The organism is Streptomyces laurentii, assembly GCF_040635425.1.
In the GTDB taxonomy this organism is placed as follows: Bacteria; Actinomycetota; Actinomycetes; order Streptomycetales; family Streptomycetaceae; genus Streptomyces; species Streptomyces laurentii.
The window spans coordinates 60,876-77,238 of record NZ_JBEYHT010000021.1; the positions used below are offsets into that span (position 1 = coordinate 60,876).

The following is a 16,363-nucleotide window of genomic DNA, read 5'->3' on the forward strand; positions in this document are numbered from 1 at the left end:
GTGCCGCCGCGCGACACAGTCGACCGAGCCGGCCGGCTGCTTCTTCCAGGAGCTGGGCCGGGAATTCCGGATGGGCAGCTTCGACTGGGACCTGCTCACCGGCCGCCTGGAGATGGACGAGACCGCCCTCGCCGTCTTCGACATGGCGCCCGGCGAGTACGACGGCGTCCCCGAGACGCTCGGCTCGCGCGTCCTCGCCGACGAGGCCCGCCGGCTCGACGCGATGGTCGCCCAGGCCCTGAAGGACGGCAACGACCGCTACGGCGCCTACTTCCGGCTCCGCGACCGGTCCGGCACCCAGCGCTGGACCCACACCCAGGGCCTGGTCCGGCGCGACGAGACCGGCCGGCCGGTCCGTATCCTCGGCGTGGTCCGCGACGCCTCCGAGGAACTCTCCGAGTCCGCCACCCGCCTCGGCCTCGACGAGGGCCGCCGCGAGCGCACCAACATCGTCGAGGCCACCACCGCCGCGCTCGCCCACGCCCGTACCGTCCAGGACATCACCGACATGCTCGGCGCCGCGCAGGGCCTGGAGTACTTCGGCGCGGCCAGTCTCGTCATGGGCCTGCTGGAGGGCGGCCGGATCCATCTGGTGGCCGAGGGGCCCACCGGCACGTTCGTGCCCGGCACCCGCTACACCCGGGTGGACGAGCCGTATCCGATGGGCAAGGCGATCCGTACCCTGCGGCCGCTCTTCATCGACACCCCCGAGGAGTTCGCCGCCGACTACCCGGTGCTGTGGCCGCACGTCTCCGACCTCGGCGTCACCTCCGCCGCGTATCTCCCGCTGATCGCCCAGGCCCGCCCCATCGGCGCCCTCGGCCTGCTCTACCGCGACCGGATCGGCTTCAGCCCCGACGAGCGCAACCTGCTGGTGGCGCTGGGCAGCTCCATCGCCCAGAGCCTCCAGCGGGCCATGCTGTACGAGCAGGAGCACGACCTGGCCGAAGGGCTCCAGCAGGCGATGCTGCCCCGCCGCATCCCGGAGGTGCCCGGCGCGCAGATAGCGGTCCGCTACCGCTCCGCCCGGATGGGCCGGGACATCGGCGGAGACTGGTACGACGTCATCCCGCTGCCCGGCGACCGGGTCGGCGCCGTCATCGGCGACGTGCAGGGGCACGACACCCAGGCCGCCGCCGTGATGGGACAGCTGCGGATCGTGCTGCGCGCGTACGCCGCCGAGGGGCACACCCCCGCCACCGTGATGGCCCGCGCCTCCGTCTTCCTCCACGAACTGGACACCGACCGCTTCGCCACCTGCACGTACGCCGAGACCGACCCCGCCACCGGGCTCGTCCAGATCGTCCGCGCGGGGCACGTCGACCCGCTGGTCCGGGACCCCTCCGGCACGCCGCGCCGGCTGCCCGTCGAGGGCGGGCTGCCGCTCGGCCTGTCCGCCGAGTTCGACCACCTCGACTATCCCGTCACCACCGTCGAACTCGACCCGGGCGAGACCCTGCTGCTCTACACCGACGGTCTCGTCGAGAAACCCGGATCCGACCTCGACGAAGGGCTCCAGTGGCTGTCCTCCCTGGTCAAACGAGGCCCCCGGGAGCTCGACGAACTCGCCGACCAGCTCTGCGACGTCGTCGACGAACGCGGGGGCGACGACGACGTGGCGATCCTGCTGCTGCGCCGCGAGGGCGCCCGGCAGCCCGCCTCGGCGGGGCGGCTCCAGCAGCACGTCGGGCAGGACGACCCGGAGGCGCTGCGGGCCTCCCGGCACATGATCCGCGCGGCCGTACGGGCCTGGGGCGCCGAAGTCCGCTCGGACGAGATCGAGCTGGTCGCCGACGAACTGGTGACGAACGCCCTCATGCACACCGAGGGCGGGGCCATCGTGACCCTGCGGATGCTGCCCGGTCCCGAGCAGCGGCTGCGCGTCGAGGTCGAGGACGGCTCCAGCGTGCTGCCGCGCCGGCGCGAGGCCGGCGACTCGGTGGTCTCGGGCCGAGGCCTGCTGCTGGTGGAGCAGATCTCCGACCAGTGGGGAGTGGAGCCGCGCGGCAACGGCAAGAGTGTGTGGTGTGAGTTCGCCACCGGGGACGCCGGAGCCGCGGACGCCGCCGCACCGGCCGGGGACGGCGAGGCCGGCTCGTCCACCGAGTCCGACGGAATCCCCGGCTTCCTCGACCCGGCCGAACTCGCAGGCCTCGTCGACGCCGCCGGGGCCACGGGCACCGCCAAGGCAGCCGGGACCGCCGACGCCTCCGAGGCGGCCGACACCGGCCGGCTGCCCGAGAACTGACGGCCCCGCCCGGCGGGCGTGCCCCGGGCCGGTGCGGCAGGGTGGGGACATGCCCGAACTGCCCGAGGTCGAAGCCCTGCGCGCGTTCCTCGACGACCACCTCGTGGGCAAGGAGATCGCCCGCGTGCTGCCCGTCGCGATCAGCGTGCTCAAGACGTACGACCCGCCCCCGGACGCCCTCGACGGAACGCGGGTCACCACTGTCGCCCGGCACGGCAAGTTCCTGGACATCGCCGCCGAGGGCACGGCGGGCCCGCTCCACCTCGTCACCCACCTCGCCCGGGCCGGCTGGCTCCAGTGGAAGGACGTGCTGCCCTCCGGCCCGCCCCGGCCCGGCAAGGGGCCGCTCGCCCTGCGCGTCGCGCTCACCGGCGGCGACGGCTTCGACCTCACCGAGGCGGGCACCACCAAACGCCTCGCGGTGTACGTCGTCCACGACCCCGCCGACGTGCCCGGCGTCGCCCGCCTCGGCCCCGACCCGCTCGCCGACGCCTTCGACCTGGCGGCGTTCACCGCCCTGCTCGCCGGGGAACGGCGCCGTATCAAGGGCGCCCTGCGCGACCAGAGTCTCATCGCCGGCATCGGCAACGCCTACAGCGACGAGATCCTGCACGCGGCCACGATGTCCCCGTACAAACCGGCGCAGAACCTCACGCCCGAGGAGATCGCCCACCTCTACACCGCGATGCGTACGACTCTCGCCGACGCCGTGGCCCGCTCGCACGGCCTCGCCGCCGGGCGGCTCAAGGCCGAGAAGAAGAGCGGGATGCGCGTCCACGGCCGTACCGGCGAGGCCTGCCCGGTGTGCGGCGACACCATCCGCGAGGTCTCCTTCAGCGACTCCTCGCTCCAGTACTGCCCCACCTGCCAGACCGGCGGCCGCCCGCTCGCCGACCGCCGGATGTCCCGGCTCCTGAAGTAGGACCCGAGCGCGCGATCGCTCCCCGCCATGGCCGCGCCGCGCTGGCATAGACTCCCGCGCATGCTGCGCGTACTGGCCGTCGACGACGAGGCGCCGGCCCTCGGGGAACTCCTCTATCTGCTGCGGGCCGACCCGCGCGTGCGCAGCGCCGAGGGCGCGAGCGACGCCACCGAGGCGCTGCGCCGGCTCGGCCGCGCCGTGGACGCCGGACCGGACCGCGACGGGGCCGACGGCGTGGACGTGGTCTTCCTCGACATCCACATGCCGGGGCTCGGCGGACTCGACCTGGCCCGGCTGCTCGGCGGCTCCGCGCGGCCGCCGCTGATCGTGTTCGTCACCGCCCACGAGGGCTTCGCCGTCCAGGCCTTCGACCTGGAGGCGGTCGACTACGTCCTCAAGCCGGTACGGCGCGAGCGCCTCGCCGAGGCCGTCCGGCGCGTCCACGACCTCGTCCACGCCACCAGCCAGGCCGCGCAAGCCGCCCAGGCCGCGCAGGCGGACCGGACCCCCGAGCAGATCCCCGTCGAACTCGGCGGCGTCACCCGCTTCGTGCCCGTCGACGACATCGCGTACGTGGAGGCCCAGGGCGACTACGCGCGGCTGCACACCGACCAGGGCAGCCACCTCGTCCGCATCCCGCTGTCCACCCTGGAGGAACGCTGGGCCGACCGCGGATTCGTCCGGATCCACCGCAGCCACCTCGTCGCGCTCGCCCGGATCGACGAACTCCGGGTCGACAGCGGCGCGACCTCCGTCCGCGTCGGCGCCGCCGAACTCGCCGTCTCCCGCCGGCACGCCCGCCACCTGCGGGACCTGCTCATGCGCCGGCCCGCCGGCTGACCCCGTACCCCTCGCGCGTACCCCTTCACCGGCCCGGCCCGTCCACCCCGCGAACGACGCCTACCGCCCCGACCTGCGGCTGCGTAGACTCCACGGGCCCATCGACCCTGAGGGAGCGGACGCCGATGTCCGAGCAGCACCCGCCGCGCCGGCCCCGCCGCGAGACCGTCACGTACGCCTCGGCCGTCGGCGCCGGAGCCGTGCCCGGGCCCCGCCCCCGGCCGCAGCACCCGCCCGCCCGCTCCGAGATCAGCGAGCAGACCACCCTCGGCCACACCTACGTCCGCTCCCTCATGCGCAGTCAGCTGCGGGCCGCCCTCACCGGCCTCGGCGCGCTCGCGCTGCTCGTCGGCTCGCTGCCGCTGCTGCTCGCCCTGCCCGCGCCCGAGGCCGCCGTGTGGGTGACCCTCGGCGTCGGCGTGCACCCCGTCGTATGGGCCATCGCCCGCTGGTACGTCCGCCGCGCCGAGCGCAACGAACGCGACTTCACCCGCCTCGTCGAGCGGTGACCGCCCGCGCATGAACCACACCTACGCGGTCGTCGCCGTCGCCGGCGTCGTCCTCGCCACCGTCCTCATCGGCGCGCTCGGCCTGCGGATCTCCCGGACCACCTCCGACTTCTACGTGGCCTCCCGCACCGTCGGACCGCGCCTCAACGCGGCCGCCATCAGCGGCGAGTACCTGTCCGCCGCCTCCTTCCTCGGCATCGCCGGACTCGTCCTCGTGCAGGGCCCGAGCATGCTCTGGTACCCCGTCGGCTACACCGCCGGATATCTGGTGCTGCTGCTCCTGGTCGCCGCCCCGCTGCGCCGCTCCGGCGCGTACACGCTGTCCGACTTCGCCGAGGCCCGCCTGGAATCGCCGCTGGTCCGCCGGGTCGCCAGCCTCTTCGTCGTCGGCATCGGCTGGCTCTACCTGCTGCCCCAGCTCCAGGGCGCCGGGCTCACCCTGGAGATCGTCACCGGCGCGCCCGACTGGCTCGGCGGTGTCGTCGTCGCGCTCGTCGTCACCGGGATCGTCGCCGCCGGCGGCATGCGCAGCATCACCTTCGTACAGGCGTTCCAGTACGGGCTGAAGCTGACCGCCCTGCTGGTGCCGGCGCTCTTCCTGCTCGCCGCCTGGTTCGGCGACGGCACCCCGACCGCCCGCTTCGACGCCCCCGCCGTCCTGCGCGACCACACCGCCGTGAAGATCGCCGACACGGTACGCGTCCGGGTCGACGCGCCCGTGACGCTCACCGTCACCGGACGCGTCGACGGCACCCCGTACACCGGGGACACCGTCACCCTCGACCGCGGCGGCCACCATGTGGAGCGCGGCACCGAACTGGCCTTCCCCGCCGGGTCCCGGGTGCCCGAGCGGGCACCGGCCGGGCTCGACGAGGACGAGCCGGCGCTCGACTCGCTCGGCTGGTCCCAGCCGCTCGCCGGAAGCCGCGAAGGCCATCAGCTGTACGCCACGTACGGACTGATCCTCGCCACCTTCCTCGGCGCGATGGGCCTGCCCCATGTCGCCGTCCGCTTCTACACCAGCCCCAACGGCCGGGCCGCCCGCCGCACCACCCTCGTCGTCCTCGGCCTTGTCGGCGCCTTCTACCTGCTGCCGCCGCTCTACGGCGCGCTCGGCCGGATCTACGCCCCCGAACTCGCCCTGACCGGTGCCTCCGACGCCGCCGTCCTCGTGCTGCCGCAGCGGATGTTCGGCGGGGTCCTGGGCGATCTGCTCGGCGCGCTCCTCGCGGGCGGCGCCTGCGCGGCGTTCCTGTCGACGGCCTCCGGGCTGACGATGTCGGTGGCCGGGGTGCTCACCCAGGACGTGCTGCCCGCGCGCGGCGTACGGCACTTCCGGCTCGCCACCCTGCTGGCCACCGCCGTGCCGCTGGGCGCCGGGCTCGTCACCTCCGACGTGCCGGTCGCCGACGCCGTCGGGCTCGCCTTCGCGGTCTCCGCCTCCTCCTTCTGCCCGCTGCTCGTGCTCGGCATCTGGTGGCGCCGGCTCACCCCGCCGGGCGCCGTCGCGGGACTGCTGCTCGGCGGCGGTTCCGCGCTCGCGGCGGTGATGGCGACCCGGGCCGGACTGCCGCCGGAGGGCTGGCCGCACACCCTGATGGCCTGGCCCGCCGTGTGGTCGGTGCCGCTCGGCTTCCTCAGCATGATCCTGGTGTCGCTGGCCACCCCGCACCGTGTCCCGGCGGGCACCTCCCGGATACTCGCGCGGCTGCACCTGCCGGAGGAACTCGGCGGCCGGCCCGAACCGCACCTCCGCGACCAGCGGACCCGCGGGGCGGGACGGTGAACGGCATCGCCCTGGCCGCGGCGAGCGCGGTCGGCGCCGTGCTCCTCGCCGCCGGTGCCGTCCTCGGCCGGATCAGCGCCCGGCGCGGGCCCCAGGCCGCCGAACTCGACCTCGGCACCCCCGTCGAACGGGCCACCTTCCACACCCTGCACACCGCCTCGCTCGCCGCGCCGCCGCTGCGCGCCGGGCTCACCGAGGAGACCGCGGGCCGGGCGGCCGGCCGGCTGCGTTCGCTGCTCGGCACCGAGGCGCTGTGCCTGACCGACCGCGACGGCGCCGTCCTGGCCTGGGACGGGCCCGGCGGCGGCCACCACCGTGGCGCGGTGACGGAACTGGTCGCCGGGACCCTCGCCTCCGGCCGCGGCCGGTCCGCCCACGCCGGCTGCTGCGACGTCGACTGCCCGCTGCGCTGGGCCGTGGTGGCCCCGCTCACCGGTGAGGACGGGGTGCTCGGCGCGCTCGTCGCGTACGGCTCCCGGGAGTCGGCGGTGCTCGTGCGGGCCGCGACGGAACTGGCCCGCTGGGTGTCCGTCCAGCTCGAACTGGCCGAGCTGGACCGCTCCCGCACCCGCATCGTCGAGGCGGAGATCCGCGCCCTGCGCGCGCAGATATCCCCGCACTTCATCTTCAACTCCCTCGCCGCCATCGCCTCGTTCGTCCGCACAGACCCCGAACAGGCCCGTGAACTCCTCCTGGAGTTCGCCGACTTCACCCGCTACTCCTTCCGTCGGCACGGCGAGTTCGCCCAGCTCGCCGACGAACTACGGGCCATCGAGCAGTACTTGGCACTCGCCGGGGCCCGGTTCGGCGACCGGCTCAAGGTGACGCTCCAGATCGCGCCCGAAGTGCTGCCGGTGGCCCTGCCGTTCCTCTGTCTGCAGCCGCTGGTCGAGAACGCGGTCAAGCACGGTCTGGAGGACTCCGCCGAGGGCTGCCGGGTGACGATCGCGGCCCGGGACGCCGGCGCGGAGGCCGTGGTCGTCGTCGAGGACGACGGGGTCGGCATGGACCCGGAGGCGCTGCGCGCCCTCCTGCGCGGCGACCGCCCGGCCGGCTCCGGCCTCGGCCTGTCCAACGTCGACGAGCGGCTGCGGCAGGTGTACGGGGCGGAGTACGGCCTGGTCATCGAGACCGGGGCCGGGGCGGGCATGAAGGTGACGGTACGGATCCCCAAGTACCGCCCGGGTGTGCACCCGACCCCGTGATCGTCACGGGTGCGCCGTCAGCACAGATGCAGGGCCAAGTGGCCGAGTGCCACGCCCAGTTGCCAGGCGGGCAGCCACACCTGCCGCTCCTCGTCGAGCGCTCCGGGTCCGGCGAGACCGGCCAGGCCCGCCAGATCCGTGGCGCGCAGTTCGGTCGCGCGCAGCCGTCCCCAGGTGTCCCGGGCGAGCGCCAGGTCCGCTTCGGGGAGGCCGTTCGCCGACCGGGCGAGCCGGGTCTCGACCCAGACCGACCACGGATGGTCGTGCGCGGTGCGCGAGAGCCAGCGGTCCGGTCCGCCACCGGACCCGGACAGCAGGATGGTGAGGGTCAGGGTCCGCAGACCCGCCCGGTACTCCAGCGAGCCGGGCGCGACCAGACCGCTGGTGCGGAGCAGGTCGTCGGCGGCGTACTCGGCGCACAGCCAGTCCATCGGGACGGCGAGCCCACTCCTGTCGCCGTCACCGTCGTGGCCGCTTCCGTCGCCGTCGCCACCGCGACCCGCGCCGCCGTTCGTGCTTTCGGGCAGCACCGTGGCCCCCTTCTTCCGGATGTCCTGGACGAGGCTGGCACCGAGCCTGCTCCTCGGCGGGCGGGCGTGGGGCGTATTTCGCCCAACTCGTCCGTCTGTTCCGGCATCCGGACCCGGCACGACGTCGCAGGTGAGCGCCGTGGGGCGGGGGTGAAGCCAGAGGTGGAGGAGGGTTCAGCCGAGCAGGGCGTACACCGCCGTCGCGTGGGCGGCGACCTCGTCCGTCCCCGCGTCGCACAGGGTGATGTCGGCGAACGCCATCCGCTTGCCCGCCTTCGTCAGCCGGGCCCGCACGAGCACGTCCGCGCCGGTGACCGCCCGCTGGAAGGTGATCGACTGCTGGACGGTCGTCATCGGGACGAAGCCGCCCCGCGCGGCGGACACGGCGATCACCGTCGCCGTGTCGGCGGCGGCCATCAGCGCCTGACCGCTGAGCCCGCCGCCCTCCCGGGCGAGCCGGTCGGACCAGGGGAGCCGCAGGACCGCCCCCTGGCCGTCCGCGTCGAGCGAGTCGACGGTCAGGCCCAGGTCGAGCACCCACGGGGCGAAGTTGTCGGAGAGGATCTTGTCGGCGGCAGCGGGAGTCAGCGTCACGCCCGTCATTGTGCGGTGGCGGCCGCCGGCCGGGCAACGGCCGTACGCCGCCGCGGCCGGTAGCCGGGCAGCCGGTGGCCGAGCTGCCGCAGCGCGTAGTGCGAGCGGGACTTGACCGTGCCGGCCGGGATGCCGAGGTCGTCGGCGGCCTCGCGGACGGTCAGACCGTCGAAGTAGAGCCGGACGAGGACCGCGCGGTGCTCCGGGCTCAGGCCCCGTACCGCCGCCCGTACGTCGAGGGCCGCGTCGCGCGACTCCGTACCGCCGGCCGGATCGGCGGTGACGGCGAGGACGGCGTCGCCGATCTCGGCGGGGCGCGACAGCCGGGAGCGGCGGGCGTCTATGGCGAGCCGCCGGGCGACCGTGAACAGCCAGGGCCGCATCGACGTGTACGAGGCGTCGAAGGCCTCCGGGTGCAGCCAGGCCCGCAGCAGGGTCTCCTGCACCAGGTCCTCGGCCCGCTGCCGGTCGCCGTGGGTCAGTTTGAGCAGGAAGGCCAGCAGGGCCTGGCCGTGCTCGTGCTGGAGCTCGGCCAGGGCCCGCTCGTCGGTGGTCGTCCTCGCCGTCGCGGAAGCCAGGGTCGCCGTGTTCGTCGCTGTCGCCGTCGTCATGCGCGGTATGGCAGCGCATCCGCGCGGCGAGGGACAGGGAACGGACAGCGGTCTGCGACGAACGGTTCGCACGGAGCGGTGAATGGCAGCGCGGGGGAGCGCCGCGAGTCCGTTGCGTCCGTTCCAGCGTGGTTTGTGGTGAATCACCGCATTGATTCTTGACTGGGGCTTTACGTCAGGGTGAATTCAGCTGACCAGATGTTCATCCTATGAATCGGTGGAGCCTGGCAGATGACCCCTCGCACCCGCCCTGGCGCGGCGGCCCTCGCCGCCGTCCTGCTCGCCACGGCCACCGCCTGCGCAGGCGCCGACCACAGCCCCGAACACCCGGCCCAGCCCGCCGCGCAGAGCCGGGGTCCGCACCGCGCCACGCCACCCGCTGCGGCCCCTTTCACCCTCGTGGCCTCGGGCGACGTGCTGCCCCACGACTCGATCATCCGTCAGGCCGCCGTCGACGCGGGCGGCTCCGGCTACGACTTCAGTCCCATGTTCGAGAGTGTGAAACCCGTCGTCTCCGGCGCCGACCTGGCGATCTGTCACATGGAGACCGTCTACGGCGAGGAGGGCGGCCCCTTCACCGGCTACCCCGACTTCACGTCACCGCCGCAGGTCGCCGCGGGCCTCAAGGGGACCGGATACGACTCCTGTTCCACCGCCTCCAACCACAGCCTCGACGACGGCGCCGACGGGCTGCGCCGCACCCTCGACGCCCTCGACGAGGCGGGCGTACGGCACGCCGGCTCGGCCCGCAGTGCCGCCGAGGCGTCCAGGACCACGCTGCTCAAGGCGGGACGCGCCACCGTCGCCCAGCTCGCGTACACCTACGACACCAACGGCCATCCGCTGCCCGAGGGCCAGCCCTGGGCGGTCAACACGATCGACGAACAGCGCATCGTCAAGGACGCCCGCGCCGCCCGCCGGGCCGGCGCCGACGTCGTGGTGGTCTCGATCCACTGGGGCACCGAATGGGAGAACGAACCCGACGAGGACCAGCTCGCCCTCGGCCGCGCCCTGACCGCCTCGCGCACCGGGAACCGCCCTGACATCGACCTCATCCTGGGGACGCACGCCCATGTGCCCCAGGCGTACGAGAAGGTCAACGGCACCTGGATCGTGTACGGCATGGGCGACCAGATCGCCGGCCGGATGGTCAACTACTCCGGCGACCTGGACCGGCGCGGCAACGAGGGCACCCTGGCCCGCTTCACCTTCACCCCGCCCGCCGCGCCCGGCCGCCGGTGGGAGGTCACCAAGGCGGAGTTCGTGCCGCAGTACTTCGACACCTCCCGCGGCCGGGTCGTCGACCTGAGCGCGGCGGTGAAGGACGGCGAGGAGCAGTACGCCGAGATCCGCGACGCCATCCGGGACGTCGTCCTCGACCGGGGCGCCGCCCGCGACGGCCTGGTGATGGCCCCGTAGGGACTGTCCGGGTTCCGGGTTCCGGGTTCCGGGTCCTGGGTCCTGGGGGCTACGGGACGACGGTCACCGGCCAGCGGCCCGCCTTGACCAGGCGTACCGCCACCGAGCCGATGAAACGGTGGCCGGCCGACTCGGAGGCGCCCACGACCACCGCGTCCGCCGTCAGTTCGTCGGCGGCCGTGACCAGACCCGTGTACGCGTCGCCGCGCAGCGTGTGGAACTCCCAGCGCACCTGCCAGGTCGCCCGCACCCGCTCCGCCGACTCCTTGATCTCGGCCGCGATGCTGTCGGCGATCTCGTCGGTGGGCTCGACGACCGGGGCCCCGAGTGCCGCGCCGGGGGGCAGGACGGGCTGGACGTACACCAGGGCGAGCCGCGCGTTCTGCCGGCGGGCCAGTCCGGCCGCGTACGCCGCCGCGCGGAGCGAGGACGCGGAACCGTCCACTCCGGCGACGATCACCTTGGGGCCGTCCGTACCTCGTTCGAATCCACTCACGACCTGAGGTTATCGGCTCATCAGGTGCTTTCGGACAGGTGGCCGGGTGTGGCTGCCCACACCGCGCCATCCTCCGTTCGCACTATTGGTCATGAAAAACGATGAGACGCTTCCCAGGCGCCGGGCGCTGTTGCGCGGGGCGGCCGCTCTGGGGGTCACCGCTGCTGTCGGCGTCTTCGCCGTGAACCGCCTGACCGACTCGGGCACCGGGTCCGGCACCGGGTCCGGAACGGGGTCCGGAACGGGGTCCGGTACGGGGGCAGCAGGCGGCGCCACCGCGGCCGGCTCGCCCCCCTCGGCGGGTGCGCCCCAGGCGACCGGTGCGGCCGGTCCGCAGGCGCGGGCCCAGGCGCGGGCGGCCGCCCGGAAGCCCACCGCGTACCGGCTCCAGCCGATGACCGACTACGCGCCCCCCGCCTTCCGGCGGGCCACCCCGCCCGTGCGGACGCGGCCCTTCCTCCAGCTCGGCGGGGTCGGGCGGTCGATGGTGCTCACCTTCGACGACGGGCCCGATCCCCGCTACACCCCGGAGATCCTCGCCACCCTGCGCCGCTACGGCTGCCGCGCGATGTTCTTCGTCTGCGGCGAGATGGCGATCGACAATCAGGACCTGCTCAAGCAGATGGCCGCGGACGGCCATGTGGTCGGCAACCACACCTGGACCCACCCCGAACTGCCCAAGATGCGCCCGTCCGTCATCCGCCGGGAGATCACCTCCACCAGCGACATCATCGAACGGGCCCTCGGCACGCCGCCGTCGTGGTTCCGCGCTCCCTACGGGGCGTGGAACCGGATCGTGTTCGAGACCGGCGCCGAGCTGGGCATGGAGCCGCTCGCCTGGACCGTGGACACCACCGACTGGGAGGAGCCGCCCACCGACACCATCGTCCGGCGGGTTCTGGACGGGGTCGGGGACGGCGTCGTCGTGCTCAACCACGACGCGGGCGGCAACCGTTCGCACAGTGTCGCCGCGATCAAGCAGTACCTGCCCCGGCTCCTCGACGCCGGCTACACCCTCACGGTGCCGCGCCGCTGAGCGCGTACGCCGACGGGCCCGGCGCACCGCGTTGTCCGGGTGCCGGGCCCGCGACGTACGCGGTGCCCGCCGGCTACCGGGTCTCGACCAGGCGGGCGTAGACGACGACGTTGCCGTCGTAGCCGTGCGCCCGGGTGTAGCCGCCGCCGCAGGTGATGACGCGCAGTTCGGCCGCGCCGGTGTCCCCGTAGACGCGGACCCCCGGGAAGTCGTTCTTGGCGTATACCTCGACGCCGTAGACCTCGAACACGGCCACCCGGCCGTCGTACCGCTCGACCTCGACGCGCCGGCCCTTCTCCAGGGAGCCGAGACCGTAGAAGACGGCGGGGCCCGCCATGTTGTCGACGTGGCCGACGACGATGGACGTGCCGCGCTGACCGGGCGCGATGCCGTTCTGGTACCAGCCGGCCAGGTTGGCGTCCTGGGGTGGCGGGGCGGCGATCCAGCCGTCCGGGTCCAGGCCGACGTCCATGATGGGTGCCGCGACCCGGAGGGCCGGGATCCGGATCCGCGAGGCGGGAGCGAAGGGCAGCGGCTGCACACCGGTCGTCTCCGGTGCCCGGGCGACCGGGTGGCCCGCCGGGTGCGCGGCCGCGGCGGGCTGCGGCGGGCCGGATTCGAAGCCGACCCCGTTGCGCATTATCGCGAGGCCCGAGAGCATGACGAGAGCCAGCGCACCCCAGGGCTGGCGTCTCCTGGCGGCATCGAAGAGGCTGAAGTCGGTGCGGCTCATGGTTCTCCCTTGACGGCGTCACGGGAACGGTAAGGGTGCCCGCGCGGACCGGCGATCCGAGCGCGGACGAACGGGTGGCGGGGCTCCGCCGGGTGGGGTACGGGGCTGTTCGGTGCCGGCGCGGCGTGGCGCGGCGGGCGAGCGCCACGGGCGCTGCCGTACGCGCGCGGTGGGCGCGGCTCGGGTGAACGGGTGATGATCCGTTCGAGTGCTCGTCAGATGATCGCCCCGGACGTCTGTGACCTGCGGTTCCGCCCGCTCCCGGCCCCCGTTCGGCCGAACTCCGGACTCACCGGGGCGGCCCAGTACCGAAGTGCGTCGGCTGTCCCGGCTTGTGAGGGTTCGTCATGGAAGGCGTACTCGTCGATACTCCCGGGGCGCCGCTTCGGGGCGTCTTCCACTGGAGGTTCCACCATGCGTGCTGCTCGCACTCTGGCGGTGACGGCGACCGCGTTCGCGGCGCTCGGGCTCGCGGCCCCCCTCGCCACCGCCACCAACGGGCCGAGGGAGGTCACGGTCAATCCGTTCGACGTCCACGCGGGGTCGACGATCACCATCACGGCCCGGGGCTGTGGCCACGGCGGCACGGTCACGTCCAACGCGTTCCCCGAGACCAACCTCTCGGTGAACCACAACGGTCTGTCCAGCGCCATCGCCCGCGTGTACAACAACGCGACGCCCGGCAGCTACAACCTGGCCGTCCGCTGCAACGACGACCGCGAGGTCACCACCCACCCGTTCCGGGTCCTGCCCGGCCGGGGCGCGGAAGGCGGTCTCGGCGGCGCGTTCACCCCCAGCTCCACGGAGATGGCGGTGGGCGGCAGCCTCGTCGCCGCCGCTGCCCTGGGCGGCGGGCTGATCGTCCTGCGCCGGCGCCGTACGGCCGGTGCGGAGGTCTGAGCCGGCCGGACCTCCCGGCGGGCGCCCTGAGCCCCCGTCGCCCCCGAGTCCGGTCCTGGGCCCGGGGGCGACGGGCATCACGGCGGCCCGTGCGGCCGTACGAGCAGGGGAGCGCGGCAGCCGCCGCGCCGTCAGTGCCGGCGACCCGAGGCCGTCCTGCGGCGGATCGTGTACGCCAGACCGCCCGCGGCGGCGAGCACGAGGGCCCCGCCGAGCGCCATCGTCCCGGGCCCGGTCGCTTCGAGGGAGCCGCCGAGACCGCCCTGCACCCCGCGGGGCGGGGTGAGGACCGTCGAACGGGCCGTCGGGACCGTGCCGGACGCGCCGCCGCTGATGGTCAGGTTGACCGTGCCCTGGCCGCCGCCGGTGCAGTTGAAGGCCACCATGTAGACCGCGCCCTGCCGGGCGTCGGCGTCCACCGTGGCGGTGGCCGAGGAGCCGGGCGCGATGGTGACGGTGTCGAAGACGCCGGACGACGCCGTCGCCGTACTCGAACAGCCCGGCGCGCTGAGCGTGATCCGGCCGCCCGGCGCGACGGTCCCGGGCGTGATGACGAAGTCGACCGAGCCGCCCGTCTGGGGCGGCTGCGGCACCGGAGCGCCGCCGGCGACGGAGACGGGGGCGGCCAGGGCGAGGGCGGCCGCCCCCAGAACTGCGGTGGACGCGGCACGTATCGCGCGCATGGTGGATCCTCCGGGTCATCCGAGGAGCAGCCGCGGAAGCGGTTTCCGCGAGAGGGGCGAGATGCACCTCGATGCCCGAAACGCTAGGAGTGCCTTACCACAGCCGCGATCCCAGACGTGCGAACGGGGCACCGAAGTCCCCCGCCTGGACTAGTCGTCGGTCGCGCAGCCGGCCCGTGCCTCCTTCCGCTCAGCCGTTGAGCTGCGGGAACAGGTCGGTGAGGGGACCGGCGGTGGCCGCCATGCCCCGGCCGAACGGCGCGTCGAAGTCCCAGATCAGGAAGAGCAGGAAGGCGATGAGCGCGCTGAAGAGCCCGGCGAGCAGCAACTCCCGCCCGGTGCGCCGGATCTGGAAGATGAAGATCAGGCCCACCGTCACCAGGGCGCCGATGATGAGGCCGAACCAGACCACACCGGGCATCGTCTCGCCGGCGTTCTGCCCGCGGGCACCGCGCGCGTCGTCCGCCACCGACACCTGGTCGACCAGCGGCTGGTACGCCTCGCCCTCGAAGTCGTTCGCGGGCTGGTAGTCGGTCACGCCGCGCCGGACCTTGGCGAGCAGCTCGGTGCCCTGAGGATCCAGCGAGCCGTGCTCCGCCATGTACGGGAACTCCTTCTCGACGACGTGCGCGGCGTACGCGTCGATGTCGGCCCGGATCCGGTCGCGCACCGCGGCCGGGTACACCTGGACGCGCTCCTTGATCTCGTGGAGGGCCTGCGCCTCCTGGCGCACGGTCTCCTGGGCGGCGCTGCGGGCCTCCCAGACGCCGGCGATGGCCAGGCCGAGGACGATGGCGTACACCACGCCGATCATCATCGTCATGTACTCGATGACGTCCGGGGTCTCACTCGGGTCGTCGTCCACCGGGATGCGCCGGTGGTTGATGACCACGATGGTGAGGACGACGGCGCACGCGGCGGCCATCGCAAGGGTGAGAACAAGCCATTCGGACAAGGGTTTCCTCTCGTGGCCCGGTGGGGCGGGCGGGTGCGGGGGGCGGGGGGTCGTGGGTGGTGCGGGATGCGCGCGTGGACGTGGCCGGTGGGGCGGCTGTCAGCGGGAGCGCGGGCGCAGGACCGCGGTCGCGAGGACCGCGGGCGCGATGACCAGGAGCGTCGTGGTGAGCACGCTCGGGGAGCTCTTCGGCTTGATCCGGGCGGCCCGCTGGTAGTGCGGCAGCGCGACCGGGGAAGGGGCCGGCGGGCGGGGGCGCGCGCTCGGGGGCGGGGGCGGCGGCTGCGCCTCCCGGGTGGTGGGGGCCGGGCGTGGCGGCGCGGGCCGGGGCGGCGGCGTGGTCCGTACGGGCGGTGGTGGCGGCGTGGGCTTCGGGGCCGGAGGAGGGACCGGCGCCGGTGGCGGCGTGGTGGGCCGCGGCGGATGGGTCGGGTGGGGTGGATGCGTCGGGTGCGGGGGATGGGGCGGATGGGTCGGGAAGCACGGCCCCGGCCCGGCGGTGGAGAAGGCGAAGACCGAGCCGTCCGGCGCGGTCGAGGCGTAGGCGCACGCGTCGGCGGCCGCGGGCGCGGGGGAGGCGAGCAGCCACACCAGCGCACCGGCCGCGAGGGGCCGCGCGAGCCGCGGCCCGTAGCGGGAGAAGCCGTATGGAGGCAAGAGGGACACGCGGAGCAGGATGAGTGTGCGGATCGTCCCGATGGGCCCGAACGGACCAGGATTCGCCGGAAGGAGCGGATTCTCGTCATACAGGTTTACAAACTGCGTTGACGCGGAGAACTGGCCGAATATCGCCTGTCTGCGGTCCGGACTTTCTCAGGCGCGGCGCTCCGTACTGCGCGGGATCCCTCGAATGTGGCGGTCTTCGGCCACGTGCACGTGAAGGTGCACGGTCCGAA

Annotated in this window: 17 protein-coding genes; 9 read left to right on the forward strand and 8 right to left on the reverse strand. The window is 74.0% G+C overall.

Annotated elements, in window-relative coordinates; genetic code table 11:
* Positions 1 to 70 precede the first annotated feature (70 nt).
* From ABZ693_RS15965 to ABZ693_RS15990, 6 genes are all read left to right on the forward strand, one after another.
* Positions 71 to 2,248: a SpoIIE family protein phosphatase gene (locus ABZ693_RS15965; protein WP_359876963.1), complete on the forward strand. Its 2,178-nt coding sequence runs from the start codon at positions 71 to 73 to the stop codon at positions 2,246 to 2,248.
* 49 nt (positions 2,249 to 2,297) lie between these two features.
* Complete coding sequence (locus ABZ693_RS15970) at positions 2,298 to 3,170, forward strand: Fpg/Nei family DNA glycosylase (RefSeq protein WP_359876847.1); 873 nt, start codon at positions 2,298 to 2,300, stop codon at positions 3,168 to 3,170.
* Positions 3,171 to 3,230: 60 nt separating this feature from the next.
* Positions 3,231 to 4,010 carry a LytR/AlgR family response regulator transcription factor gene (locus ABZ693_RS15975; RefSeq protein WP_359876850.1) on the forward strand — a complete coding sequence of 260 codons (780 nt, stop codon included), beginning with the start codon at positions 3,231 to 3,233 and terminating at the stop codon, positions 4,008 to 4,010.
* 125 nt (positions 4,011 to 4,135) lie between these two features.
* A complete protein-coding gene (locus ABZ693_RS15980) occupies positions 4,136 to 4,519 on the forward strand; it encodes a DUF485 domain-containing protein (RefSeq protein WP_359876852.1) in 384 nt (127 codons plus the stop codon).
* 10 nt (positions 4,520 to 4,529) lie between these two features.
* Positions 4,530 to 6,305: a sodium/solute symporter gene (locus tag ABZ693_RS15985; RefSeq protein WP_359876855.1), complete on the forward strand. Its 1,776-nt coding sequence runs from the start codon at positions 4,530 to 4,532 to the stop codon at positions 6,303 to 6,305.
* Positions 6,302 to 7,510: a histidine kinase gene (locus tag ABZ693_RS15990; protein ID WP_359876858.1), complete on the forward strand. Its 1,209-nt coding sequence runs from the start codon at positions 6,302 to 6,304 to the stop codon at positions 7,508 to 7,510. Before ABZ693_RS15985 ends, ABZ693_RS15990 begins: the two co-directional genes overlap by 4 nt.
* 17 nt (positions 7,511 to 7,527) lie before the next feature.
* Here the strand turns inward: ABZ693_RS15990 and ABZ693_RS15995 are convergent, their stop codons facing one another.
* The 3 genes from ABZ693_RS15995 to ABZ693_RS16005 all read right to left on the reverse strand — a co-directional run bounded on the left by ABZ693_RS15995 (position 7,528) and on the right by ABZ693_RS16005 (position 9,245).
* Positions 7,528 to 8,040: a hypothetical protein gene (locus ABZ693_RS15995; protein ID WP_359876861.1), complete on the reverse strand. Its 513-nt coding sequence runs from the start codon at positions 8,038 to 8,040 to the stop codon at positions 7,528 to 7,530.
* Positions 8,041 to 8,214: 174 nt separating this feature from the next.
* Positions 8,215 to 8,634 carry a PaaI family thioesterase gene (locus ABZ693_RS16000; protein ID WP_359876864.1) on the reverse strand — a complete coding sequence of 140 codons (420 nt, stop codon included), beginning with the start codon at positions 8,632 to 8,634 and terminating at the stop codon, positions 8,215 to 8,217.
* A 5-nt stretch (positions 8,635 to 8,639) separates the two neighbouring features.
* Positions 8,640 to 9,245 carry a sigma-70 family RNA polymerase sigma factor gene (locus ABZ693_RS16005; RefSeq protein WP_359876865.1) on the reverse strand — a complete coding sequence of 202 codons (606 nt, stop codon included), beginning with the start codon at positions 9,243 to 9,245 and terminating at the stop codon, positions 8,640 to 8,642.
* Between the two features lie 231 nt (positions 9,246 to 9,476).
* On the opposite strand from ABZ693_RS16005, the gene ABZ693_RS16010 reads away from it, so the two are divergent.
* Positions 9,477 to 10,664, forward strand: a complete 1,188-nt coding sequence (locus ABZ693_RS16010; protein WP_359876867.1) for a CapA family protein — start codon at positions 9,477 to 9,479, stop codon at positions 10,662 to 10,664.
* Positions 10,665 to 10,713: 49 nt separating this feature from the next.
* On the opposite strand, the gene ABZ693_RS16015 is transcribed toward ABZ693_RS16010, so the two are convergent.
* A complete protein-coding gene (locus tag ABZ693_RS16015) occupies positions 10,714 to 11,160 on the reverse strand; it encodes a universal stress protein (RefSeq protein WP_359876869.1) in 447 nt (148 codons plus the stop codon).
* 91 nt (positions 11,161 to 11,251) lie between these two features.
* On the opposite strand from ABZ693_RS16015, the gene ABZ693_RS16020 reads away from it, so the two are divergent.
* Positions 11,252 to 12,196 carry a polysaccharide deacetylase family protein gene (locus ABZ693_RS16020; RefSeq protein ID WP_359876872.1) on the forward strand — a complete coding sequence of 315 codons (945 nt, stop codon included), beginning with the start codon at positions 11,252 to 11,254 and terminating at the stop codon, positions 12,194 to 12,196.
* A 73-nt stretch (positions 12,197 to 12,269) separates the two neighbouring features.
* Here ABZ693_RS16020 and ABZ693_RS16025 read toward each other — a convergent pair whose 3' ends face one another.
* The gene (locus ABZ693_RS16025) at positions 12,270 to 12,929 is read right to left on the reverse strand and encodes a class F sortase (RefSeq protein WP_359876875.1); all 660 of its coding nucleotides are present in this window, start codon (positions 12,927 to 12,929) and stop codon (positions 12,270 to 12,272) included.
* A 414-nt stretch (positions 12,930 to 13,343) separates the two neighbouring features.
* Here ABZ693_RS16025 and ABZ693_RS16030 point away from each other — a divergent pair, with 414 nt between their 5' ends.
* A complete protein-coding gene (locus ABZ693_RS16030) occupies positions 13,344 to 13,829 on the forward strand; it encodes a hypothetical protein (RefSeq protein ID WP_359876877.1) in 486 nt (161 codons plus the stop codon).
* Positions 13,830 to 13,960: 131 nt separating this feature from the next.
* Here the strand turns inward: ABZ693_RS16030 and ABZ693_RS16035 are convergent, their stop codons facing one another.
* The 3 genes from ABZ693_RS16035 to ABZ693_RS16045 all read right to left on the reverse strand — a co-directional run bounded on the left by ABZ693_RS16035 (position 13,961) and on the right by ABZ693_RS16045 (position 16,133).
* Positions 13,961 to 14,512, reverse strand: coding sequence for a hypothetical protein (locus ABZ693_RS16035; protein ID WP_359876880.1), 552 nt, complete (start codon positions 14,510 to 14,512; stop codon positions 13,961 to 13,963).
* 190 nt (positions 14,513 to 14,702) lie between these two features.
* Entirely contained in the window at positions 14,703 to 15,467 is a 765-nt protein-coding gene (locus tag ABZ693_RS16040) for a bestrophin-like domain (protein ID WP_359876883.1), read from the reverse strand.
* Positions 15,468 to 15,566: 99 nt separating this feature from the next.
* Complete coding sequence (locus ABZ693_RS16045; RefSeq protein WP_359876885.1) at positions 15,567 to 16,133, reverse strand: hypothetical protein; 567 nt, start codon at positions 16,131 to 16,133, stop codon at positions 15,567 to 15,569.
* Positions 16,134 to 16,363: the final 230 nt, after the last annotated feature.